We start from the raw sequence: 23,075 nt of genomic DNA, 5'->3' as shown, positions 1-23,075 counted from the left end.
TTCCAGACGACTCAGGTGTAGATGATGCAGCAGCTGTTGCCCCGCCGCGTCAAGCCACCATGGACTAGCGTTTCCTCGTGACCACTCCTGCCGACTCTGCACGCTGAGTAGCCGCAATGGCTGGTGACATCCCTCAAGCGGCCCGGCCTGCAGTCCAGCGCCGTCCGAGCCGGAACGAGCTGGTCGTTCTCGGGGTGCTCTTCCTCCTCGTGGTCGGGCTGTTCGCGTTGTACGGCCCGCTCAATCACGGTCCAGCGCGGTGGAACCTCCGCACGCCGATTGATGAGCACATTCCGCTGGTCAAGCAGCTCGTCGTGCCCTACGTCTCGATCCTGGCGCTCGCTCCGTTGAGCCTCCTGCTCTTCGCGGTCCGAGCACCCCAGCTGGCGCGGTCGGCGCTGGTCTCAGCGGTGCTGCTGCTGGTCGTCGCCTTCGTGTTCTATGTGTTCGCTCAGACGCACGTTCCCCGGCCGGTCGTCCGTGGAGACGACGTGTTCGCCAGGATGCTGCGGGCGGTCTACGGCAATGACGAGGCCTACAACTGCTTCCCGAGTCTGCATGCCGGGTTCTCGGTGATCATCGGCGTGCACTGGCTTCGCTACAACGCCCGGGTCGGTCGCTACGTCGCCGCATGGTGCGCACTGATCATGGCCTCGACCGTGTTCGTCCATCAGCACTACATCGCGGACATGCTCGGCGGGCTCGTGGTCGCCGGCGCGGCTTGCTGGGTGGGCCGTCTCTCGTCTCAACCGCAGCATGCGGACCTGATCCATGCCTGAGCCGGCCCGCAGGCACGGCGACGCAGCTATCTTCTTTCGCGAGTTTCTTCGCCACCCGGTGCAGACCGGCGCGGTCCTGCCGAGCTCCCCGGCCCTTGCTCAGGTGGCGATCTCGCCCTTGACATCCGCCGGGGACCCACTCGTGGTCGAGCTCGGCCCCGGGACCGGCGCCTTCACCGGCGCTATCCAGCAACGTCTCGCCGGCCACGGCACACACCTGGCGATCGACACCAACCCACGCCTGGCGGCTTTGCTGTCCGACCGGTTTCCAGAGGTCACCGTGATCAACGATGACGCGGTCCGGCTACCTGACCTGCTCGCCGAGCGCGGTCTGGGCGGGGCGGAGCTCATCGTCAGCTCGCTGCCTTGGGCGGGATTCGGCGAGGCGCTTCAGGAACGACTGCTCGTCGCCGCGATCGAGGGTCTGGCCGACGGTGGCACCTTCACCACGTTCGCGTACGTCCATGGTCGGGTCCTGCCATCAGCCGCCCGGTTCTATCGCCGGCTACAGACCTGCTTCGGCGAGGTCACGGTCAGCCCCATCGTCTGGCGGAATGCCCCTCCTGCGGTGGTCTACTTCGCTCGGTCCGCGAGCACTTCCTGAAGGTCCGCGTGGCGGAACTCGTAGGCCGGGCCGACTCGTTGCAGCACGCCACGGTTGCACGCCTCTTCGAGGAACGGGATGACCTGCCACGGCAACCGACCCCGACTGATCAGCTGAGCAACCACGAGGTGTGCCACCGCGATCACACCGACCCGCTCTGGTCGCAGGGTGACCAGCCACGGCAGACCGTAGGTCAGGCCGCCCGCCAGCCCGGCCCACAGCCCGAACACGATGCCGAGCACCGGCCGGTGCGCGACGGTTGCGGTGACCAACGCGATCGGTACTCCGTAGGCCAGAGTGAACACCAGCGCCACGACGATGTCGTTGTGCATCAGGCGACCGGACCCAGCGACTCGAACGCTGGCGTCGATGGTCGCCCCTGCGTACGCGATGGCGATGGGAGCCGCCAGCATCAGTCCCATGATCGCGTGTTCGAGCGTTGGCCCTCCCGCGACCATGCCGGCCGCGGCGCCGAGGGCGCCTACGAGCAGCCCGGACACTGCTATCGAACGGGCACGGCCTGATTTCCCGAAGTGCATCTCGGCAGGTGGCGGCACGGTGTGCATCGACAGCCAGCCAAAGGTGCTGCCGACCACGAGACCGATCACCCCAGCAAGGACAACGGCTTGCGCTGTGCCGAGAGCATCGCTGAAGACGATGGCGATGCCCATGGCCACCGCGGGAGCGATCAGAAGGAATCCGATCAGCCCGGCAAGCAGGCTGTGCGCACGGCCGAGAAGTGATGGCAGATCCCACCAGGTGAAGGCGCGTAGACCGCGGACGTTCATCTCCTTCGCGACGAACCCGAGCCACCGCTCCGCCTTGGTACTGCCCCAGCGGTCCGCTGCGCCCCCAGGGCGCTTGGCGTAGGCGCTCTCCACGAGATGGGTCAACAGCTTGCGCTCGACCGATCGGACGTCTCGACACTGCTGCAGATCGTCTGGAGCCCCGTTGCCCAAGCGGTATCCCCGGGCGAGGGACACGAACAACGGTCGGGAGAACGCCTCGGCAACAGGCTCCCCGTGCGTCACCGTGTCCAGCCACGTGTCCCAGTGAGCACGCTGCACACCGGTCGCACCTTTCATGATGAAGGCCTTGGCTTCCTTCAGGTCAAGGGTCTGGACCTCGACGACCCTGGCGTCCTCGATCTCCCCGCGGACTCCGCCAGCCCCCATCGTGGCCTCGAGGTCGCGCACCCGACACGTGAGCACCAGACCCGCGGGGTCTTCAGCAGGCTGTGACCAGTACGCGTCGGCCGCCTCGCTGATCTGGCTGAGCGCCTCGGCCTGAAGCGCCTTGGTGCCAGCGGGGTCATCGGGAATGCCGATCTCGTCGAGCCCGTCAAGGACCGGGCGCACCCGGCCGGTTCTGATCAGCTCCATGGCCACGTTGTCGCCATACCGCTTGTCGTTCAGGAAGCGGTACTGGTCGGACAGCTTGCTGCTCATCCAGTCGAGGAGCCCGGTTGCCTCAGCGCCCTCGCTGGACAGCGGCTTCCAGTCAGCGAGCGAGACGAAGACGGGTACGGCTTTGACTTGCTTGCCCTGGAGCTCAGGCTTCCACGACTCAAGCAGCTGTCTGGTCAGCAGCACGGCGGTCGTCGTCTTACCGGTGCCAGGCTCGCCGAGAATCACACAGCGTCGGCTGGGAATGGCCAGGTACGCCTCCATGGCGTCTTCAGTCGTACGCAGGAGAACCTCCTGCTCCCCGACGCTCGGCCCGGATCTGATCAGCGAACGGGTCGTCGGTCTGAGCGTGACGGGCAGCAGCTTGCTGAGGTCTCGGCTACCGACCTCGTTCTTCCACTCGTCGCTGACGGCTTTCGCAAGGTCCGCGGCGGCCTGATCGATGGCCGGAAGCACCATGTCCGGTGCGGCGTCGTCCCGGGCGTCCTTGACGAGGACCCAGACCACCAGCCCGGCAATGAGCGCGAAGATGCCTAAGGCGAGCAACCAGTTCTGCTCTCGCCACGCCTCAAGTGAGTGAACCGGAAGGAAGAAGAAGGCTGCCGGCAGGATGAGCAGGGTCAGAAGCGAGCTGAGAAACCTCGTCAGAGTGCGCTGCTGCCTTGTCGGCTGAGATGAGGTGGACGGCGGCGGATTCTGCTGTTCCATCCGTGATCCCCCCGAATCGCCGTGTGACAGGAACGTCCCTGGAGGTTCGTAGTGTGTCAGAGGCGCTGACTGCGGTGGCCCAGGATCGTCTTGTCGCTTCGTCAAGAACGGGTTCGGTCGGCCGCCGAAGGTTCGACGGCCGACCGAACGCTCAGCCGACCGTCACCGAGGTGTCGTCGACCACGAAGCTGGTCTGCAGCGAGGAGTCCTCGGATGCGGTCAGCTTCAGCGTGATCGTCTTGCCCTTGTACGCCGACAGGTCCAGCGTCTTCTGGGCATAGGTCGAGCTGGTCCCGACATTGCTGTGCGTGGCCAGCGTGGTCGTCGAAGTGCCGCTGACGACCTGGACCTTGAGGGTGTCGTACACCGTGCTGCCAGTTTCGTTGGTGTCACTGCGAATCCAGTAGGACAGCTTGGGTGCTGTGGCCGTGGCTGGGATGGTCACGGACTGGGAGACGTTCTCGCTGCTCGTACGTCCGTTGCCGCCGAGCCATGCCTTCCACGTCCCGGAGTGGGCCGGTCGGCCGGAGTCCTTGGTGATCGGGCCGGACGTGCCGGTCCAGTCGACCGCGCCGGACTCGAAGCCGGGGTTCTTCAACAGGTTGGCACCCGTCGGCGGCTCGGGATCGCTTCCGTAGTCCTTCGCGCCGTAGGTCCACACCATGTGGCCGATGGCGTCGATGTTGCGGTCGAGCGCGGTGAGGTCGAGGTTCTCGTTCGTGTCGCAGGCGGAGTGGTAGCACGGGTCGAACGCTGCACCCGCCTCTCCACCCCACTTCTTCGCCTGGGCTGAGGTCTTGGTCTCCTCTGCGCCGGTAAAGGTGCCGGCGGTCGGGATCCCGAGCGAGCGGAACGCCGCATGGTCCGAGCGGCCCTGGACGTCGATGTACTCCCACGGGATGCTCTTGCCGTCGAAGTACGTCGTGAGGTCGTCCCGGGCGCTGTCGCCCGCAGGGTTGTCGTCGTACACGAAGTAGCCCGGGTTGGGGGAGGCGATCATGTCGAAATTCAGGTACACCTCGACCTTGTCGCGATCGGCCGCAGGCAGGTTGTTGACGTAGTACTTCGAACCCACCAGGCCGAGCTCTTCGGCACCCCAGAATCCGAACCGCACTCTGTTCTTTGGCGTTTCACCGCTCGCGGCGTAAGCCAGAGCAGTCTCCAGGATGCCGGCGCTGCCAGATCCGTTGTCGTTGATGCCCGGCCCGCGGCTCACGCTGTCGAGGTGAGCGCCAGCCATGACGACGTGGTTCGCGTCGCCGTGCGGCCACTCAGCGATGAGGTTGTACGAGGTTCCGGCGCTGGTCGAGAACTGCTGGACCGTGGTCGTGTAGCCGGCGGCGTCCAGCTTGCCCTTCACCCAGTCGACGGAAGCCTTGTACCCGGGCTTGCCGGTGTAGCGGTTGCCGCCGTTGGCATCGGCGATCGACTGGAGCTGGTCGAGATGGGCTTTGGTGTTGGTGACCGAGATGTCGGGGTCTGCGAGCGTCGCTGTCGGGCCAGCGCTCGCGGTCTGCGTGCTCACGGCCAAGGTGACTGTCGTCAGGCTCGCCACGGTGATGGCGGCTAGGCGACGGGAGGGTCTTCTCATGGTGAATGTCCTTGGGGGAGAAGGAAAGAGCCTGAGAGCGGACGGTCAGCCGACCGTGACTGAGGTGTCGTCGATGACGAAGCTCGTCTGGAGGGAGGAGTCTTCGGTCGCCGCGTACTTGAGGGTGATGGTCTTGCCCTTGTACGCCGACAGGTCGATGGTCTTTTGCGTGTATGTCGAGCTGGTCCCGACATTGCTGTGCGTGGCCAACGTGGTCGTCGAAGTGCCGCTGACGACCTGGACCTTGAGGGTGTCGTACACCGTGCTGCCAGTTTCGTTGGTGTCACTGCGAATCCAGTAGGACAGCTTGGGTGCTGTGGCCGTGGCTGGGATGGTCACGGACTGGGAGACGTTCTCGCTGCTCGTACGTCCGTTGCCGCCGAGCCATGCCTTCCACGTCCCGGAGTGGGCCGGTCGGCCGGAGTCGTTGGTGATCGGGCCGGACGTGCCGGTCCAGTTGACCGCGCCGGACTCGAAGCCGGGGTTCTTCAGCAGGTTGGCACCCGTCGGCGGCGGCTCCGTGGTGGCGCCGGTCAGCTTGCAGCCGGCAACGGTGAGGTCGATGACCCGCGCCGAGGTCAGGCAGGTGGTGAACCAGTAGGTCTCCTGGGCGTAACCGCGACCCTTGGTCGCCGTGGTGTGGCCGGACTCGTCCACCTCACACGGGTTGTTGACCGTGCACATCTCGCCGTTCTCGTTGATGGTGTTGTTGATCGCGACGACCTCACCGGTCGAGGTGTTGACCACCGGAGAGCCCGAGCTGCCGCCGATGACATCGCACCCGGATGAGCTGTAGCGAACGGAGTCGTGCCACGTCCAGTCGCCTTCGCGCACGGTCGGGACGAACCCGCTGATGGAGCAGTTCCAGACGCGCTTCCAGTAGCCGGACTCGACCGCGATCGAGGTGCCGTCGACCGGATGGCTGCCCGAGATGGTGAGCGGCGAGCGCGACGTACGGTTCTTGATCGCATCGAAGGTCTCGGTGAGCTGGTAGAGCGCGACGTCGTTGCCGGTCATCGTGCCGTAGAGCAACGTGTCGGCCTTGACCGTGCCGCTGCTGTTGCCCGCCGCGTCGAGCAAGGTGCCCGAGCGTGAGCTCGCCTTGTTGCGCAGCACGACGCCGGCGTCGATGAAGCCGCCCTCGTAGCAGTGGCCGTTCGTCAGCATCAACGCGCGGTCCGAGCCGACCGAGGTCGGGTAGCGCACGAGTGATGCCGAGCAGTTGTTGAGCGCGATCGTCGACTCGAGACTGTCGGCCGCGACGGTCGTGGGGCGTGGTGTGCGGGCGGCGGTGGCCGCCGGTGCGAGTGCGGTCGCGAGGGTGGTTGCGGCGCACAGCACCCCGAGTGCGGATGCGGTCCGCAGGGATCGTGTGGTCATGAGCTTTCCTGTCGCCAAAGGGGATTGGGTCACAAACCGGACCGGCCGCCGTACCCCGGAAGGTACGGCGGCCGGCCGGTCAGTGCGAAGAAGCTGGAATCAGCTCGCCGTCACCGAGACGTCGTCGACGACGAAGCTCGTCTGCAGCGAGGAGTCCTCGGTCGCAGAGAACTTGACCGTGATCGTCTTGCCCTTGTACGCCGACAGGTCGAACGTCTTCTGCGTGTACGTCGCGTTGGTGCCGACGTTGGAGTACGTCGCCAGCGTCGAGGTCGTCGAGCCGTTGATGACCTGGACCTTGGCGGAGTCGTACACCCTGCTGCCGGACTCGGAGGTGTCCGTGCGGATCCAGTACGACAGCTTCGGCGTACCGGTGGCCGGAACGGCTACCTGCTGCGACTCGTTCTCGTTGGCCGTGGAGCCGTTGCCGCCGAGCCACATCTTCCAGGAGCCCGCGTGAGCCGGGCGACCGGAGTTGTTGGTGATGGGGCCGGAGGTGCCGGTCCAGCTGACTGCACCGGACTCGAAGCCCGGGTTGGTCAGCAGGTTGTCGCCGGTGGGCGGCGTGGTGCCACCGTCACACTTCTCCGTGCCTGCCACGACCGAGATGGCCGTGAAGGCCGCCTCGACGCCCTTGCACTCGGCCGACGTCGCACCGTAGAGGTCCTTGGCCGACTTGACCGCACCGTTGCGGGCGGCGGCGTAGTTGCTGCCGCTGGTCAGGTAGGTCGAGAGCGTCTTGTACCAGATCTTGGCAGCCTTGTCGCGACCGATGCCCGTGACGGCGGGTGTGCCGGCGCAGGTCGGGCTGTCGTAGGCGACACCGTTGATGGTCTTGGCACCCGAGCCCTCAGCAGCCATGAAGAACCAGTGGTTCAGCGGACCTGAGGAGTAGTGCGGGTCGAGGTTGCCCAGGGTGGAGGACCAGCAGTCCTTGGACCCGCCGTCCTTGGACGGCTTGTCCATGTAGCGCAGCGGCGAGCCGTCGCCGTTGATGTCGATCTCCTCGCCGATGAGGTAGTCGCCCGGGTCCTCGGCGTTGGCGGCGTACCACTCCACGTTGGTGCCGAAGATGTCCGAGGTCGCCTCGTTCAGACCACCGGCGTCGCCGCTGTAGTCCAGACCGGCGGTGTTCTCGGTGACACCGTGGCTCATCTCGTGGCCGGCCACATCGATCGCGGTCAGCGGGTGAGTGCCACCGGATCCGTCGCCGTACGACATCTGCGTGCCGTCCCAGAACGCGTTCTGGTAGGCGCCCGAGGAGCCGAAGTGCACGCGTGAAGGTGCACCGCGTCCGTCGTTCCAGATGCCGTTGCGGCCCTGGACGTTCTTGTAGTACTCGAACGTCTTGGTCGCGCCGTAGTGGGCATCGACTGCAGGCGACTCACTGGTCTTGCCGGCCGTGCCGTTGCCCCAGGAGTCGTCGGCACCGACGTACAGGTCACCGGCCGGACCCGAGCCCGTGGACTCGTTGCCCTGGCTGTGGGTGTCTGTCGTGTAGTTGCCGTGGCTGTCCTTGAGCTGGAACTGCCCGCTGGCGTTCTTGGTGGTGTCGAGGGTGACGTTGCCGACGTGGACACCGTCGCCCGTGCCGGTCTCGATCCGCTCCCGCGAACCCAGCGTCGCCCCGGTCGCTGCATCGACGAAGGTGTGCAGCTCGCTGGGCGTGCCGTCCTTCTGCGAGCCTCGGGTGACGACCTCGTACGCAAGGGTGGGCTTGCCCGACGCGGCGTAGACCACCAGGTCGCCCTTGGCGGTGCCGGCCGTGGACTTCTTCGCCGCGGCGTTCTTCTTGCCCGCCGCGAGCGCGGTGGACTTCGAGATGCGCGGCGCGGTGGTCAGCGAAGCCATCTTCTGCAGTCCGCGGTTCCAGGTGACGCTGGTGACCTTGCCGGCCTTGTCGGCGTGGCTGACGAAGTCGCCGCCGATGACCTTCAGACCCTTGTAGGTGCGGTTGTAGCGGATGTGCTTGGCGCCGTTGGCGTCGACGATGACGTCCTTGACGACCAGTGCCTCGTCACTGCCGAGGCCCAACGAGGTCGCGGCCTGCGCGGCGTTCGACTGTGCGTTGGCGACGGCCTTGGCGTGTGGCACGGGTTGAGGTGATCCGGAGACGGAACCGAAGGCGCTCGTGGTGGGGCACAGGGCGACTGCGGCGGCGAGCGTCGTACCGATGACGACGGGCTTCAGATGTTTCACTGACGTTCCTCCTCTTACGGAGCCACCGGTCTGGTGGCGGGGGGAGCCAGCCTGGGACCACTCAGCTCTGGCCGAGTGCTTCCTGGTGGGCTGCCCGAAGAGTCGTGAATCCAGTTGTGCCGCGGCAAGGTTCCTGACGTGTTGGGTGGTAGGAAATGGCGTTCCAGGGGGGAATGAATCCACCATGCACACGCACGGTCAAGAAACGTTCAGGTGATGTTCAGGAACTGGAATCGGGGCTGATGCGCAGCGTCGACAGGGTCGTCGCCAGCATCGCGTAATGCCCGATCAGGAGCAGCAGCTCGATGCTCTCGCGTTCGTCCAGATGCTCGCGCACCCGGGTCCACATCGCGTCGCTGAGGTCGTCATCACGCAGCAGCTCATCGGTGGCGGCGATGAGGGTGGCTTCCCTGGGCGACCAGTCGCCGGCGTCCTCACGGCCAAGCGCCTCAATTTCGTTGCGGCTCAGGCCTGCTCGCCGTCCGAGACGTTCGTGGTGAGCCCACTCGTAGTCGCTTCCCTTGCGATGCGCGGTGCGCAGGATGACGAGCTCGCTCTCCCGGCGGTGCAGGCTCCCGAAAGGCATGAGTGTCGCGGCGAATCCGAGCCAGCCCCAGTAGGTCTTGCGGGTGCGAGCCAGCGTCGTGAAGATCGCCGGCGGCTCGGTGTGGGTGACCTTGCCGGCCACCCGAGTCATGACGTACGCCGGCAGGCCCATCTCCCGGCGCGTGCCGGGGCCGATCCGCGCACTCATCAGGGGCGGCGTGTGGGGTCGGGCTGCGCAGTCGTGAAGTCGACGTTCTCGTGGCGAGCCATCTCCAGCGCCTCGGTCAGCCGGGGGAGCGGGCGCAGCTCGACGACCCGTTGCGCGACCTCGCGGACGGGGAGCACACCGCGGACCCAGAACGGCGCGCAGATCCGCCGCGACCGTCGCGTGATGCCGCGTTCGAGCGCATCGATCGCGGAGGTGAGCGGTGCGACGCCACTGACCGAGCCGCCGCCGCCGAGCAGGGCTGCCGCCGACTCGGTGCCGAATCCGCGGCTGGTCATGTCGGTGTCGATCTCGGCGAAGTAGGCGACACCGACCTTGGCGCCGGTGGGCCGTACCTCCATCCGGAAGGTGTTGCCGAGCGCCTCGACAGCTGCCTTCGACGCGGAGTATGCGCCGAGCAGCGGGAGGCTGATGCCGGCGGCCAACGAGGAGGTGACCAGGGCGTACCCGCCCGGGTGGTTGATGTGGGGAGCGGCGGCCCGAAGGGTGTAGTAGACGCCGAGCACGTTGACCTGGAGCGTGCGCTCCATGACGGTCGGGTCGCCACCGTCGAGCGGCAGCTGCTTGGCGATGCCGGCGTTGGCGACCACGACGTCGAGGCCACCCAGCTCGGCGACCAGCTTGGCAACCGCGTCATCGACCTGGGAGCGGTCAGCGACGTTGCACTCGACCCATGGACCGCCGACCTCGGCGGCGACCTCCTGCAGGAGCTCGGGTTCGAGGCCGAGGATGGCGACCTCAGCGCCGGCCGCGTGGAGCCGACGGGCGAGGGCCGCACCGATGCCGCGAGCGGCGCCGGTGATGAGCACGCGACGACCGGCGAGGTCGTGAGTGGAAGGCATGCGGACACGGTAGCCCGCGTGATACGGACGAGTAGGTAAATCGATTACCTGATCTCAGGACCTGGGGTCAGTGCTGCTCTCCGGCGAGTGGCTGCTGCTGGGTGATGCAGTGGATGCCGCCGCCGCGCGCATAGAGCTCGCGGGCGTCCACGCCGACGACGCGGCGACCGGGGTAGACCTGCTCGAGCACACCCAGCGCACGCTCGTCGTGCGGGTCGTCGAAGGTGCACGCGATGACTCCGCCGTTGACGACCAGGTGGTTGACGTAGCTGTAGTCGACCGGCCCGTCATCATCGAAAAGCGTTGCAGGCGCTGGGATTCGAACGATCTCGAAGGATCGTCCGCGAGCATCTGTCTGAGAGGCGAGGAAGTCGATGACCTCGCGGCTGACGGCGTGGTCGGGGTGGTCGGGGTCCTGCTGGTCGTGCACCAGGACGACACCGGGCGAGGGGAGTGTCGCCACGATGTCGACGTGCCCACGAGTGCCGAACTCCTCGTAGTCGCGGGTCAGCCCGCGCGGGACCCAGACGACCTTGGTCGCGCCGATCGTGCGGGCGAGCTCGGCCTCGATGTCCGCCTTGGTCGCACTCGGGTTGCGGCCCGGGTCGAGCTGCACGGTCTCGGTGACCAGCACCGTGCCCTCGCCGTCGACGTGGATTCCACCGCCCTCGTTGACGATCGGTGACGTGATGACCGTCGCGTCAGCGAGCCCAGCGACGTACGAACCGATCTGGGAGTCGTGCTCCCAGGTGGCCCACGACTGTGCGCCCCAGCCGTTGAAGACCCAGTCGACGGCGCCGAGCCGGCCGGCCCCGTCGAGCACGAAGCTCGGGCCGATGTCGCGCATCCATGCGTCGTCCAACGGCGCCTCGTGCAGCGCGACTGACGGGTCGAGGTGCGCGCGGGCGACCTCGGCCGCGGACGGGTCCACGACCATGTGTACGGGCTCGAACCCGACAACCGCGTTGGCCACGGCGGCCCACGTTCGACGGGCCGCCTCGGCCTCCAGCCTGGTGCCACCCAGGGTGTAACCGGCGTGCGGCCAGGCCATCCAGGTGCAGGAGTGCTCTGCCGTCTCGGACGGCATGATCCAGGGCGCCATCAGTCGACGTGCCGCTGGTGCTCGGGGCGTACGGGAGCGGCGAGGTCGGCGTACGAGTCCGGTCGCCGCGTGGCGAGGAACGGGAAGAGGTCCAGCCAGTCCTTGCGCTGGGACAGGTCGAGGTCGGCGACGAGCGCGGCCGCCCGGTCGCGCGGGGCCTGGACGAGCACCCGACCGTAAGGATCGGCGATGAACGAGGTGCCGTAGAACGTGATCAGACCCTCGGTTCCGTAGCGGTTGGGGACGACCACGAACAGGCCGTTGGCGATCGCGTGGCCGACGATCGTGTGCTGCCACAACGGCTGGGTGTCGAACTCGGGGTGGTCGGGCTCCGAGCCGATCGCCGTGGGGTAGGCGAGGACATCGGCGTCACCCAGGGCGTACAGCCGAGCCACCTCGGGGAACCACTCGTCCCAGCATGTCGGGAGACCGACCTTGATCTGCGGATCCTGAAGGGGGACAACGGGATACGCGTCATCGGCCGGACCGGGACGGAAGTACTTGTCCTCGTAGTAACCGGCTGTCACGGGGATGTGGGTCTTTCGGGTACGTGCCACCAGGCGACCGTCCGGCGCGACGAGGATCGCGGTGTTGAAACCGAGTCCGTCGCCCTCGTCGGCCCGCTCGTAGAGCGACGCGTGCACGAGCGCGCCGGACTGCGCAGCGGCATCGCGCGCGAAGGTGATGGTCGGCCCGTCCTCGAGGCTCTCGGCGATCGCGGACGGCGTGCCGTGCGGCAGCGTGTCGGCGGGGTAGCGCGACAGTGTCAGCTCGGGCAGGAAGACGATGCGGGCGCCCGCGTCGGCGGCCGTACGGATGCCGTCCAGCAGGGTGCCCCGCAGACGGTCGGCGTCCTCGTCCCAGGCGTGCTGCACCAGACCGACGCGTACGGGTGGCCGCTCGGGCTGGTCGACGCGCGCCCAGGAAGTGGGGACGGACGGGGCGGTGATGAGCTCCATGCGGGTCAGTATCGCCGACTGCTCCGCACTGCCCGGACCCTCTTGGCCGGATCGCGTGTGAGACCGTCGCCCCTGTGCGGATGAGCGAGTTCTGGCGGCTGATGGACGACGAGTTCGGGGCGTCGTACAGCAGAATGCTCGCGCGCACCCACATGATCCACGCGCTCGGTGATCTCACGGTCGACGAAGCCCTCGAAGCACGCCACAAACCACGCGAGGTCTGGCTGGCCATGTGCGCCGATATGGGCGTACCGCCCGAGCGGCTGCTCGGCAAGGATGTGCCCGTCCGCGAGAACCCGAAGGAGCTGTAGGTGAAGCGAACCGTCACGTCCGTGCTCAACCTTCAGGTGGCCACGCCTGCCCGGCTGGCGATCCAGGTGGCGGTTGCCCAGCGCCCCGGCCTGCAGATCGAGGACACGTTCACGGTCACGGCCGAGGGCGAGGCCCGCGACGTGCTCGCGCTGAGAGGTCGGCACGACGGTGTGACCCATGTGGTCGACGTCCAGCCCGGCCAGCACGAGGTGCGCTACGAGGCGACGGTCGTGGGGGAGGCGGAGCCGTTCGAGGAGGACCTCGTCGACCGGCTGACCTACCTGCTGCCGAGCCGCTACTGCGAGTCCGACCGGCTGCTCGGCTCGGCCCGTGAGGAGTTCGGCGATCTCAAGGAGATGGAGCTCCTGCAGGCCGTACGCGCGTGGGTGCGGGAGCGGACGGCGTACGTCATCGGGTCCTCCCGGGTCACCGACAGTGCGATCGACACGTTTCTGGCGCGCGACGGTGTGTGCCGCGACTTCGCCCATCTGACGGTGGCGATGCTGCGGGCGCTCGAGGTCCCTGCGCGCATCGTGGCCTGCTACGCACCAGGTCTGGTGCCGATGGACTTCCACGCCGTGGCCGAGGCCTACGTCGACGGTGCGTGGCACCTGGTCGACTCGACGGGGCTGGCGCCCCGGCAGTCGCTGCTGCGCATCTCGACGGGTCGCGACGCGGCGGACACCTCGTTCCTCACCCGCTTCGGCGGGCGGGTCAACCTGCGCGGGATGCGGGTGACCGCCTTGGTCGAGGGGCCCCTCCCACACGATGACCAGGTGAGCCCGGTCTCGATGGTCTGAGGACCGACACGCGGGGTACGGCGGGTCGCGTGCTTCTCGTACGCGTGTTCGGATACGTTTGTGCACAGGTGCCCGTCCGGCGGCCACTTTGTCCACAGCACGACGTGGGCGTGCGGTGGTTGTCGGTGGCGGCTCCTAGCGTCTGACACGTACTCGAGGCACCGCACCTGCGGACCTCGGTCGGTCGAAGGTAGGCGCGCCCGCCCACGAGTTTCTTTGAAGGAGCAGCCGTTATGGCACCAGCCCCCAGGTCATCTGAGTCCGGCGACAAGCTGAAGTCCCTGGACGTTGTCCTGTCGCAGATCGAGAAGGCCCACGGCAAGGGCGCGGTGATGCGCCTCGGCGACGACGTCCGCCCGCCGATCGACGTCATCCCGACCGGCTCCATCGCGCTCGATGTCGCGCTCGGGATCGGCGGACTGCCTCGCGGTCGCGTGGTGGAGGTCTACGGCCCGGAGAGCTCGGGCAAGACGACGGTCGCCCTGCACGCGGTGGCCAGTGCGCAGCGGGCCGGTGGCCTGGCGGCGTTCATCGACGCCGAGCACGCGCTCGACCCGGAATATGCCAAGAAGCTCGGCGTCGACACCGATGCTCTGCTGGTCAGCCAGCCGGACACCGGTGAGCAGGCGCTGGAGATCACGGACATGCTGATCCGCTCCGGCTCGCTCGACGTCATCGTGATCGACTCGGTGGCGGCTCTGGTGCCACGCGCCGAGATCGAGGGTGAGATGGGTGACAGCCACGTCGGTCTGCAGGCCCGGCTGATGTCGCAGGCGTTGCGCAAGATCACCGGGGCCCTGAGCAACACCGGCACCACCGCGATCTTCATCAACCAGCTGCGCGAGAAGATCGGCGTCATGTTCGGCTCGCCCGAGACCACCACAGGTGGCAAGGCGCTGAAGTTCTACGCGTCGGTGCGACTGGACATCCGTCGCATCGAGACGCTGAAGGACGGCTCGGACCCGGTCGGCAACCGCACCCGGGTCAAGGTCGTCAAGAACAAGGTTTCCCCGCCGTTCAAGCAGGCTGAGTTCGACATCCTCTACGGCCACGGCATCTCCCGCGAGGGCGGCCTGATCGACATGGGTGTCGAGCACGGCTTCGTGCGCAAGTCCGGCGCTTGGTACACCTACGAGGGCGATCAGCTCGGTCAGGGCAAGGAAAATGCCCGCACCTTCCTCAAGGACAACCCGGATCTTGCCGACGAGATCGAGAAGAAGATCAAGGAAAAGCTCGGAGTCGGTCCCCAGGTCGACAAGCCGGCCGATGCCGCCAAGGCGATCGACGCCGGCAAGGCTGTGGGTGCCGGGAAGGTCGCTGGCGCTGCAAAGACCGGCGGTGTCGCCGCGCCGCCGGTTTCTGAGGTGCCGGTCAAGTTCTGACCGTGACTCGACCGTTCGATGCACGGGCCGCGGGGCCGCCCCCAGAGTTCGCTCGGGGGGCGGCCCCGCAACCCGCGCCGCCCGGTGACCCACTGACCGACCCCGACCGCACGGCGGCGGCGGATCCGGAGCCGGATGCCGACGAGGTCGCCCGCGCCATCGTGCTGCGACAGCTGACGATGGCGCCCCGCAGTCGCCGGCAGCTGGCCGACAAGCTGCGCCAGAAGGGCTGCGACGACGAGGTTGCCTCGCGGGTGCTCGACCGGATGGAGGAGGTCGGGCTGATCGACGACGGGGCCTACGCGCAGATGCTGGTGCGCTCCCAGCAGACTGGCCGCGGCCTGGCGCGTGGTGCCCTGCGTCAAGAGCTACGCCGCAAAGGGGTCGATGACGACACCGTGGCAGCGACGCTCGAGGACATCAACGACGAGGACGAACGCGAACGCGCTCGGGCGCTCGCGGAGAAGAAGATGCGCTCGATGCATGGCCTCGACCCCACGGTCCAGGCCCGCCGGATGGCGGGAATGCTTGCGCGCAAAGGGTATTCATCATCGCTGTCCTGGGCCGTCATCAAGGAAGTCATCGCGGACGCGCCCGAGCACCAGCCCGACTAGGGGAGAACGTGAACGACGACCACAGCTCTGAGCCTCTGCTCGAGGTGGCACGGCAGGACGTCAGGCGTCAGATCGGTCACGCGGTCACTGCCATTGCCCTGGATCGTGGTGACGCGCTCGACGATGTGGCTGTCGCCCTCGCTCAGCGTTGCGGGACGGCGACCGGAGAGCAGATCGTCGTCAGCGAGCTGGGAGCGCAGCTCCATCAGGGTGTGCTGCGTGCCTGGGACGGCGGCTGGCAGCCGGCCGACGTCCATCGCCTCGCCGTGCGCCGCCTGGCTCCGGCTGAGCAAGAGCTCCTGGCCGACGTCATGGTCGATCAGCTCGCCGGATATGCGACAGCAACGGTCGATCGCCGCTGGCACGCCCAGCTGGCCGACATCAGCCGTGGCTCATGGTGGCCGAGGTCCCAGTCTCTGCTGCAGGCCCATCGCCACCGCGGCTCCGACTGGCTGATGCTGCTGACCCGGACGCTGACCGTGCTGCACCTGCTTCTCCAGCTCCCGAGGATCGAGAGGCTGACCCCGTTGCCCGGCACGGCCAGACCCGACGTCGCTGTGGCGGATCGGCAGGACCGACCGGCTGTTGACGAACGGATCCTGGCCAGGGTGCGTCAGCTGCTCGCCAAGGCGGAGTCCACGACGTTCGAGGCCGAGGCCGAGACGTTCACCGCAGGTGCCCAGTCGCTGATGGCTCGCCACAGCATCGATGCCGCGCTGGTCGCTGCTGCTGACGAGGTGTCCGGGCACGAGGGACACGGTCCCGGCGGCCGGCGGATCGGCGTCGACAACCCGTACGACGGTCAGAAAGCGATGCTGCTGACCGCCGTCGCCCAGGTCAATCGTTGTCAGGTGGTCTGGAGTCAGCAGCTCGGGTTCGCCACGGTGGTCGGTTTCGAGGTCGATGCGGATGCGGTTGAGCTGCTCTACACATCACTCCTGGTCCAGGCCACGCAGGCGATGACGGCGGCCGGCAAGCGCACCGACGCCCGCGGTCGCAGCCGGACGCGGAGCTTCCGGTCGTCGTTCCTGTCCGCCTACGCCATGCGGATCGGCGAGCGGCTGCAGGAGGCCGCTGACGCCGCGGTTGCGGCGGCCCAGGCCGATCCCGTCGGCGAGCCTGAGCGTCCCGGCGAGGCGTCGATTCGGCCCGAGCGCGGCGCGTTGGTCCGTGTCCTTGCCGACCGTGACCAGGACGTGAGGCAAGCGGTCGACACGCTCTTCCCGCAGGTCAAGAAGAGTGGTCCGCGACCGGCCAGAGATGCCGAGGGCTGGCACTCGGGTCGCAGCGCTGCGGACCGAGCCCGGCTCTCGTCAGCGGACGAGCTCCGGTCGGGTGGCCGCGACGGCCGGCCGGATTCCTGAGTCGGCACCGATCGGCCGTGCCTGCGCCCGCTCAGTTACCGTGCGGGCGCCCTGACGGGTGTCAGGCCAAGGTCGCGGCGCAGCGTCGGCAGCACGCGAACGAGCCGCGGGTCGGGTTCGCGACCCGTGACCATGGACAGCCTGAGCCTGCTCGTGAAGGGCAGCCGATCGATCGCCTCGCCGTCGCGTAGGTCGCGGGCGATGGCGCTCTGCGGGACGACAGCCAGGTGCCCTCGGCGCCGGGCCATGGCGAGAGTGGTCGGCATGGTCACTCCGCGACGTGCGGTGGCGCCCAACGACTCGAGCCGCGCCTGGAGCTGGGCCGAGCCGAGGTCGTACGTCGAGTACACGACCGCACGGCCCTTGAACGGCCACCTGCCGCGACCGGCCGGTGTGGCTGCGGCAGGTCGGAACAGCACCAGCCGGTCAGCTCCGACCGGATGCACCAAGACCCGTCGAGGCAGGGTGACCTGCTCGACGATCGCCACGAAGGTGGCGTCCATGGTGCCTTCGGCCACCCACTCGATCATCCGGTTGCCGTGGTCGAAGCGTTGCTCGATGGACACGTCCGGAAGCAGCTCGTCCAGTGCCGGGAGCACGGATGCGGCCAGACTGGCGAACGTGCCGATCACCAGAGGGCGCTCTTCGGTGGCCGCCGCAGTCGATGCGTACACGCCCTCCAGATGACCCAGGATGTGCTCGGCTTGACGTGCCATCTCCAGCCCGGCCGCGGTCGGTCGGGCACCGGTCGTGTCACGATCGAAAAGGACTGTGCCGCAACGGCGTTCGATACGCGCTAAACGCTGGCTCGCCGAGGGCTGGCTGCTGCCCAGCTCTCGAGCCGCCGACCCAACCGAGCCGGCGCGCCGTACGGCCAGGACCAGTCTCAGGTCATCGACGCTCGGTGATGAGTTCATAGGCACAGCCTATGAGCGGATCCATCGCTTTGCTCTCTACCGAGGACCGACGTCAGGACAGACAGTGGACGGGTGAGTGCACGAGGTGACGCGACACGACTCTTCGCCGGCTACGCGATGAGCGAGCTGGCCTTCCGGTTCGCCCAGGTGGCCCTGCCCTTGGTGGTGCTCCAGGAGACGGGTTCTGTCGCCGCCCTCGGCCTGGTGACCGGCGCTGCCGGCCTGCCGGTACTGACGTCGCCGTGGTGGGCGCGGAGTCTGCGGCAGCGAATCACGTCCGGACGGGGCCTGGCCGCGGTGCAGGTCGGCGAGGCCGCGCCTTTGGCGGTTGTCCCGCTGCTGGCCTGGCTCGGCGGGCTGAACGCCGTGACCCTCGCGGCGGCCGGACTGGCGCTCGGCGTGTTCCAGGCCCTGGCGGCGCCGGGACTCATGGCCCTCTTCGCCGACATCGGTGACCGGCTGGGGGAGCGAGGTGCCGTGTCGCTGCTGACGTGGCAGGACGGCATTCGTCGCGGCACGATGCTGGTCGGGCCGTCACTCGGGGGCGTCGCCGTGATGCTCGGATGGCTCCTGCCGGCGCTCTGGTTCGAGGCGTTCATGCTCGTGGTCTCAGCGTTGCTCGCGCTGCCGGTTCGGCCCACCGAGCCCGCCGACGGAGCAGTAGAGGAGATTCCGAGCATCCGGTCCGCTCTGGTCGGCCGCCCCGACGTGGCACGAGGCTGGCTGCTGCGCGGGACCAGCTGCCTGACGTGGTTCGCGTTCACCCTCGGCATGTCGGTCTACGGCGCGCAGCAGGATCGGGCCGGCGTCTACTTTGCAGCGGGGATGACGGCGTACGGCGTGGGGTCCCTGACAGGGACACTCCTCGTCGGTCGGGTGGTGCACCGGTTGGCGCCGATGGCCGTGGCGCGACTGGCATGGACCGTTGGCGGCCTCGCATGGATCGGGATGAGCCTGTGGACGACCCCGTGGGGCTTTGCGCTCATGGGAGGTATCGGCGGCTGCTTCGCGGTGCTCGGTATTGGCGCGGTCAACCGGATCATCGCCGCGGCCGGCGCTGGGCCGGTGCGGCGGACGCTGATGAGCGGTCAGTCCGTCGTCATCAACGCCACGAGTAGCGCCGGGATGCTGCTCGGCGCACCGCTGCTGGCCGTCGCGGGCGTACGCCCGACCCTGGCTGCCGCCGGCATCCTCACGACGGTGGTCGCGCTGCTAGGCCCCATGCTGCGGCTCCGTCGGTGGGCGGCGCCTGAAGCGGTCACATGGAGTGCAGCTGTCGCTGACCCTGGCGGACAGCTGTGGTCGGGACGATGTCCTTCCCGAACGGCACCAGCGTCACCGGGATCAGCTTGATGTTGGCGATCGCGAGCGGGATGCCGATGATCGTGATCGCCTGCGCGACGGCCGTCAGGATGTGGCCCAGAGCCAGCCACCAGCCCGCGAGCACGAACCAGATGACGTTGAGGATCACCGAGCCGGTCCCGGCACCAGGCTTGTCCACGATGGTGCGCCCGAACGGCCACAGGACGTACGACGCGATCCGGAAGGACACGACGCCGAAGGGGATCGTGACGATCAGCAGGCACATGATCAGCCCGGCGAACGCGTAGCCGATCGCGAGCCACAGCCCGCCGAAGACGAACCAGATCAGGTTGAGCAGGAGTCTCATCGGGGACCGCCGCCCGAACCCGTGGCGACCTCGTACGACCACAGCTCGGACTCCATGCCGACGGGGCGCTGCGGCGCCTCGCCGGGCTCGGCATTCCGGTCGCCGCTGGTGCCTCGGTGGGCGCGGTCGAAGCTCTGACTGGTCTTCCACGCCTCGAAGGACTCCTCGTCCGCCCATCGGGTGATGACCAGCCACGTGCTGCGGTCATCGGTCGGACGTAGGAGCTCGAAGCCCTCGAAGCCGGGCTGGCCGTCAACCGCGCCCGCGCGGGCGGCGAACCGTCGGCCGAGCTCGTCCCCGCTGTCGGCCGGCACGGTGATGGCGTTGATCTTCACGATGGTCATGCCAAGAGCCTAAGCAAGAGGCATGGGCGTACGTCGGTGCCGCGAGTTCGGTGGTCATCGCGCCATGGCGTCGGTGGTCTCGGCGGGCCAGTTTGGGGCGCCATAGCAGAAGCCACCGACAGCCGAAATTGCTTGTCCCCATTAATGATTCGGCCTTGCGCGTGACTGATCCGAGCGACTAGAGTCGAACGTATATTCGAAGTCTGGTGCTGCCCGACGACCACGCGAGAGGGGGCCCGATGTCCGACCAGCCGATGCCTGCGGACGCCGCTCCCGAGTCGTTGTCCCTGGTTGGGTTGCCCGCACACCTGGCGTCCTGGCTCGTTGATGTCGTCGGCGCGGTCAGCGGTCGCGGGCCGGTCTCGCCTTCGCTGGCTGCGGCCGCTGAGATCGATGAGTATGAGGCGGCGCGGGCGGCGGCGGGGGTGCTGATCACGGCCGCGCAGGGTGTGCAGGCTTGGGCGGAGTCGATCGAGGCCGAAGCGATAGGCCAGCTGGTCACCGGAATCGAGGATGATCCGGGGCTGAATGTCGGTCAGCACGAGGCTCGTTCGACGCGCAGGAGCCGGCAGGGTCTGGCAAGGTCTGCGGCGACGGTTGAGGTGCAGCTGTTGACCGGGTTGCCGATCACGCAGTGTCGTGAGCGGGTCGCGTTCGCGACCGCGACGGCTGAGCGGGCGGGTTATCTGCGGGCGCGGTTGCGTCAGGGCACGGTGTCGGGGTGGCGGGCGCGCACCCTGTTGAAGGAGACCGCGCACCTGGACCCGCTCACCGCGGACATGGTCGCCAAGCGGGTCCTCGCACCGGTCGGCGCAGTGCCGCTGGAGAGTGACGCGGACCCGGCCGCGCAGAGAACTGAGCTGGCTGGTGTGTTGGGGTCGGTGCCGTTGTCCCAAGCCACGTTCCGGCGCCGGCTGGCTCGTCAGCTGGTGCTGGCCGAGTCCGCCTCCGAGGCCGCAGCCCGCGCCACCCAGGACGCGGTCGCCCGGCGGGATGTCGACACTGTCGCCGGCAGCCACGGGGTTGCGCACACCACGATCACCGCCTCCCGTGAGCGAGCGTTCGCCGCTCAGCAACGAGTGACCGCGCTGGCTCGGCGGGCGCGGGCTGCCGGTGATGGGCGGACCCTGGCTCAGCTGCGCTCAGACATCGCCACCGACCTGCTGATCCGCGGCCAGGTCCCCGGCGACGCGCTCCTGGCGGACGCACCCGCGGCGCAGCTGCAGGTCATCGTGCACCTGTCCACCCTGCTGCCCGGGGCCACGGGCGCGTGCTCAGATGCAGACCCGATGCGCCGCGGTGGCCGCCGGTCGGCCCGCGGACGACTCATCAGTGACTGCTCACCAACGAACGCGACGCCACCGCACCCGAGCGGGTCCGCACCACTGACCGGTCATGGCGTGGCCGAGGTGCCCGGGTACGGGTTCCTGACCGCCGACCAGGTCCGCAACCTGGCCTTCGCCGAAGGATCAGTGTGGCGGCGCCTGGTCACCGACCCCCTCACCGGCGCGGTCATCGACTCCGCATCGACCTACCGGCCACCAGCAAAGATGCGCCGACAAGTCCAAGCACGCGACCAGCACTGTCGAGCACCCGGGTGTGAGCACCCGGCTGCTGACTGCGACCTCGACCACGACACCCCCTGGGTCAACGGCGCGCGCCTGCCCTCCGAGGGCGCCACCCACGAAGACAACCTGCACCTGCTGCACCGGGCACACCACGAGACCAAGACGCGCCGCTGGTGGCACTCCCAGCAAGCACCCGACGGCAGCGTCCGCTGGTCCACCCTCACCGGGCAGAGCATCACCACCCACCTGGCCGACCACCACAACCCGGCCGAGCTCACCGAACCCGACCTCTCAAGGCTGGAGCAAGAGCTCGCCGCCCTCCTCGAACCACACGCCGATCCCGCCCCGATGACCACCGAGATGGCCGCCATCAGATCTGGGCTCGTGCGCGCGGACACACCGGCCGCACCAGCCCTCGACCCACCACCGTTCTGACGGAGCCCGGACCTTCAGGAGATTGGCGCACACCCGAGCGCGTGGCGTCGTAGTGTCCGAATATGAGGCTCGAGCGACGCACCGAACAGCGCGTGGTGCGTGCGATCTTCCTCATCGGCGCGCTCGTCTTCGCGGGGTTCTTCGTGAACGAGCTGCGGTTGCGTCACTGGGACACCGCACCATGGCCAGCGCTGATGACGGCTGGCCTGGTCAGCGCCATCGTGGTCGATGTTCGGCAGGAACGGGAGATGAGCTCCGCCGACTGGCCCGCCGGCACTTGGACCGAGTGAGTGGCCAGCCCGTTCTGCGGAGAAATGTCCAGTCGACCGACGGCCCCTCACTCGCGACCCTCCACCGTGATGGTCCGCCAATGCAACGGTTCGGGGAGAGGTGGGGGACCGTCGTACCCTGGGTGTCGCCATGAAGACCTAGCAGATCCTTCTTGCACCTACGTAGCGGCGAGTCGACGTGAAGGACGAAAGCCATTGGGAGGAAAGAGGATTCGCGTGACCCGTGCGGCTATAGGGCCGCGAGGCTAGGCTGCGAAAGTCTTTGGGCGTGTCAGGGCGATGGGGAGGTTGCGATGGATGGGCTGCCGGACATTCCGAACTGGATTTCGTGGCTTCTCGTGTTGCTCACGCTGGTCGGGATCGGACTTGCAGTCTGGCCGATAGTTCGCAAGGACTTTGGCCGGATCAACGTCACGAGCAGGTGGATTCCGATCATCGACGGGCGAGTGTCGGGTCCGGTCCCGAAGATCGAAGTAGTGGTCGACGGCGAGCGGGTGTACGACCCATGGCTGCTCGAGGTTCGCGTGCGAAACACGGGCCGGAAGGACCTCTCGAAGGACGACTTCGGCGCCGACGGCGATGCGATTGGTTGGACGTTCCAGGACACGCTTGTGCTCGCCATTCCAAACGTCTCCTTTCCACTGCCAACAACTATCCCGAAGGCGATTGTGAGCCTCATCGACCTGAGCCTCGTCGACGAGAGCCCCGTCGATGCTCGTCTGGAGCCGCTGATCCTGAAGACCGGTGAGGAGCTTGTGTTCACTGCCGTATGCAATGGCGGGCCAGGGTCGGTCCGCACCATTGATCGGGTCGCGAACTTCAGGTTTGTAGACGGACCTCCCGGCTTCTGGCAGCGCCCTGTGGGCGCGATCATCCGCGACCCGGACATCAGGATGCTCCTGGAAGCAGCGATAGGTGCGGGTGTCGCCGTAGTGGCGGTCACTCTGGCTGTTGTCACCTGGCTGGGCGGATCATAGGAATGCGCAAAGCCCCGACCCGGTGATGGGTCGGGGCTTTGGCACTTCAAGGAGTCAGCCG

The 23,075-nt window shown here is 67.8% G+C and carries 22 protein-coding genes; 11 read left to right on the top strand and 11 right to left on the bottom strand.

The features are described 5' to 3' along the window. The first annotated feature begins 116 nt into the window (after positions 1-116). Positions 117-779 (top strand): phosphatase PAP2 family protein, encoded by a 663-nt coding sequence (locus VV02_RS17965; protein ID WP_052593716.1) that lies wholly within the window; start codon positions 117-119, stop codon positions 777-779. Continuing rightward, on the top strand, positions 772-1,383 hold the full coding sequence (locus VV02_RS17960; protein WP_052593714.1) for a class I SAM-dependent methyltransferase: 612 nt from the start codon (positions 772-774) through the stop codon (positions 1,381-1,383). Before VV02_RS17965 ends, VV02_RS17960 begins: the two co-directional genes overlap by 8 nt. On the opposite strand, the gene VV02_RS17955 is transcribed toward VV02_RS17960, so the two are convergent. The 8 genes from VV02_RS17955 to VV02_RS17920 all read right to left on the bottom strand — a co-directional run bounded on the left by VV02_RS17955 (position 1,353) and on the right by VV02_RS17920 (position 12,342). Beyond that, positions 1,353-3,497, bottom strand: coding sequence for an NACHT domain-containing protein (locus VV02_RS17955; RefSeq protein ID WP_052593712.1), 2,145 nt, complete (start codon positions 3,495-3,497; stop codon positions 1,353-1,355). The genes VV02_RS17960 and VV02_RS17955 overlap by 31 nt on opposite strands. A gap of 151 nt (positions 3,498-3,648) precedes the next feature. Next, positions 3,649-5,088 carry a M28 family metallopeptidase gene (locus VV02_RS17950; RefSeq protein WP_052593710.1) on the bottom strand — a complete coding sequence of 480 codons (1,440 nt, stop codon included), beginning with the start codon at positions 5,086-5,088 and terminating at the stop codon, positions 3,649-3,651. A gap of 45 nt (positions 5,089-5,133) precedes the next feature. Then, on the bottom strand, positions 5,134-6,468 hold the full coding sequence (locus VV02_RS26095; protein ID WP_083450261.1) for a S1 family peptidase: 1,335 nt from the start codon (positions 6,466-6,468) through the stop codon (positions 5,134-5,136). 99 nt (positions 6,469-6,567) lie between these two features. Continuing rightward, positions 6,568-8,667, bottom strand: coding sequence for a M4 family metallopeptidase (locus tag VV02_RS17940; protein WP_052593708.1), 2,100 nt, complete (start codon positions 8,665-8,667; stop codon positions 6,568-6,570). A 220-nt stretch (positions 8,668-8,887) separates the two neighbouring features. Then, the gene (locus VV02_RS17935) at positions 8,888-9,421 is read right to left on the bottom strand and encodes a carboxymuconolactone decarboxylase family protein (protein ID WP_052593706.1); all 534 of its coding nucleotides are present in this window, start codon (positions 9,419-9,421) and stop codon (positions 8,888-8,890) included. Further along, a complete protein-coding gene (locus tag VV02_RS17930) occupies positions 9,421-10,281 on the bottom strand; it encodes an SDR family NAD(P)-dependent oxidoreductase (RefSeq protein WP_052593704.1) in 861 nt (286 codons plus the stop codon). Before VV02_RS17930 ends, VV02_RS17935 begins: the two co-directional genes overlap by 1 nt. Positions 10,282-10,348: 67 nt before the next feature. Further along, on the bottom strand, positions 10,349-11,383 hold the full coding sequence (locus VV02_RS17925) for an agmatine deiminase family protein (RefSeq protein WP_052593703.1): 1,035 nt from the start codon (positions 11,381-11,383) through the stop codon (positions 10,349-10,351). After that, entirely contained in the window at positions 11,383-12,342 is a 960-nt protein-coding gene (locus VV02_RS17920; RefSeq protein ID WP_052593701.1) for a nitrilase-related carbon-nitrogen hydrolase, read from the bottom strand. The genes VV02_RS17925 and VV02_RS17920 overlap by 1 nt, the downstream gene beginning before the upstream one ends. Positions 12,343-12,416: 74 nt before the next feature. Between VV02_RS17920 and VV02_RS17915 the strand changes: the two genes are divergently transcribed. From VV02_RS17915 to VV02_RS17895, 5 genes are all read left to right on the top strand, one after another. Beyond that, positions 12,417-12,653 (top strand): DUF3046 domain-containing protein, encoded by a 237-nt coding sequence (locus VV02_RS17915; protein ID WP_052593699.1) that lies wholly within the window; start codon positions 12,417-12,419, stop codon positions 12,651-12,653. After that, positions 12,654-13,454, top strand: coding sequence for a transglutaminase-like domain-containing protein (locus VV02_RS17910; RefSeq protein ID WP_052593696.1), 801 nt, complete (start codon positions 12,654-12,656; stop codon positions 13,452-13,454). It abuts the gene before it with no gap. A 233-nt stretch (positions 13,455-13,687) separates the two neighbouring features. Continuing rightward, positions 13,688-14,836: a recombinase RecA gene (gene recA / locus VV02_RS17905; protein ID WP_052593694.1), complete on the top strand. Its 1,149-nt coding sequence runs from the start codon at positions 13,688-13,690 to the stop codon at positions 14,834-14,836. A gap of 2 nt (positions 14,837-14,838) precedes the next feature. Next, entirely contained in the window at positions 14,839-15,450 is a 612-nt protein-coding gene (locus tag VV02_RS17900; protein ID WP_245633124.1) for a regulatory protein RecX, read from the top strand. Positions 15,451-15,458: 8 nt separating this feature from the next. Further along, the gene (locus tag VV02_RS17895; RefSeq protein ID WP_052593692.1) at positions 15,459-16,814 is read left to right on the top strand and encodes a DUF2786 domain-containing protein; all 1,356 of its coding nucleotides are present in this window, start codon (positions 15,459-15,461) and stop codon (positions 16,812-16,814) included. 35 nt (positions 16,815-16,849) lie between these two features. On the opposite strand, the gene VV02_RS17890 is transcribed toward VV02_RS17895, so the two are convergent. Then, positions 16,850-17,731: a LysR family transcriptional regulator gene (locus tag VV02_RS17890; protein ID WP_052593689.1), complete on the bottom strand. Its 882-nt coding sequence runs from the start codon at positions 17,729-17,731 to the stop codon at positions 16,850-16,852. A gap of 72 nt (positions 17,732-17,803) precedes the next feature. On the opposite strand from VV02_RS17890, the gene VV02_RS17885 reads away from it, so the two are divergent. Beyond that, entirely contained in the window at positions 17,804-19,084 is a 1,281-nt protein-coding gene (locus tag VV02_RS17885; RefSeq protein ID WP_052593687.1) for an MFS transporter, read from the top strand. Here the strand turns inward: VV02_RS17885 and VV02_RS17880 are convergent. Then, a complete protein-coding gene (locus VV02_RS17880; protein WP_052593684.1) occupies positions 18,990-19,400 on the bottom strand; it encodes a YccF domain-containing protein in 411 nt (136 codons plus the stop codon). The two genes, VV02_RS17885 and VV02_RS17880, sit on opposite strands and share 95 nt — an antisense overlap. Then, positions 19,397-19,744 carry an antibiotic biosynthesis monooxygenase family protein gene (locus tag VV02_RS17875; RefSeq protein WP_052593682.1) on the bottom strand — a complete coding sequence of 116 codons (348 nt, stop codon included), beginning with the start codon at positions 19,742-19,744 and terminating at the stop codon, positions 19,397-19,399. The genes VV02_RS17880 and VV02_RS17875 overlap by 4 nt, the downstream gene beginning before the upstream one ends. 239 nt (positions 19,745-19,983) lie before the next feature. Between VV02_RS17875 and VV02_RS17870 the strand changes: the two genes are divergently transcribed. The 3 genes from VV02_RS17870 (at position 19,984) to VV02_RS17860 (ending at position 23,014) form a co-directional block, all read left to right on the top strand. After that, positions 19,984-21,747 carry an HNH endonuclease signature motif containing protein gene (locus VV02_RS17870; protein ID WP_052593680.1) on the top strand — a complete coding sequence of 588 codons (1,764 nt, stop codon included), beginning with the start codon at positions 19,984-19,986 and terminating at the stop codon, positions 21,745-21,747. Positions 21,748-21,809: 62 nt separating this feature from the next. Next, complete coding sequence (locus tag VV02_RS17865; RefSeq protein WP_052593678.1) at positions 21,810-22,037, top strand: hypothetical protein; 228 nt, start codon at positions 21,810-21,812, stop codon at positions 22,035-22,037. Positions 22,038-22,330: 293 nt separating this feature from the next. Then, positions 22,331-23,014: a hypothetical protein gene (locus tag VV02_RS17860; RefSeq protein ID WP_052593676.1), complete on the top strand. Its 684-nt coding sequence runs from the start codon at positions 22,331-22,333 to the stop codon at positions 23,012-23,014. Positions 23,015-23,075 lie beyond the last annotated feature (61 nt).

Source organism: Luteipulveratus mongoliensis (genome assembly GCF_001190945.1).
Lineage (GTDB): Bacteria > Actinomycetota > Actinomycetes > Actinomycetales > Dermatophilaceae > Luteipulveratus > Luteipulveratus mongoliensis.
This window is presented reverse-complemented; position numbering and strand designations above follow the sequence as displayed.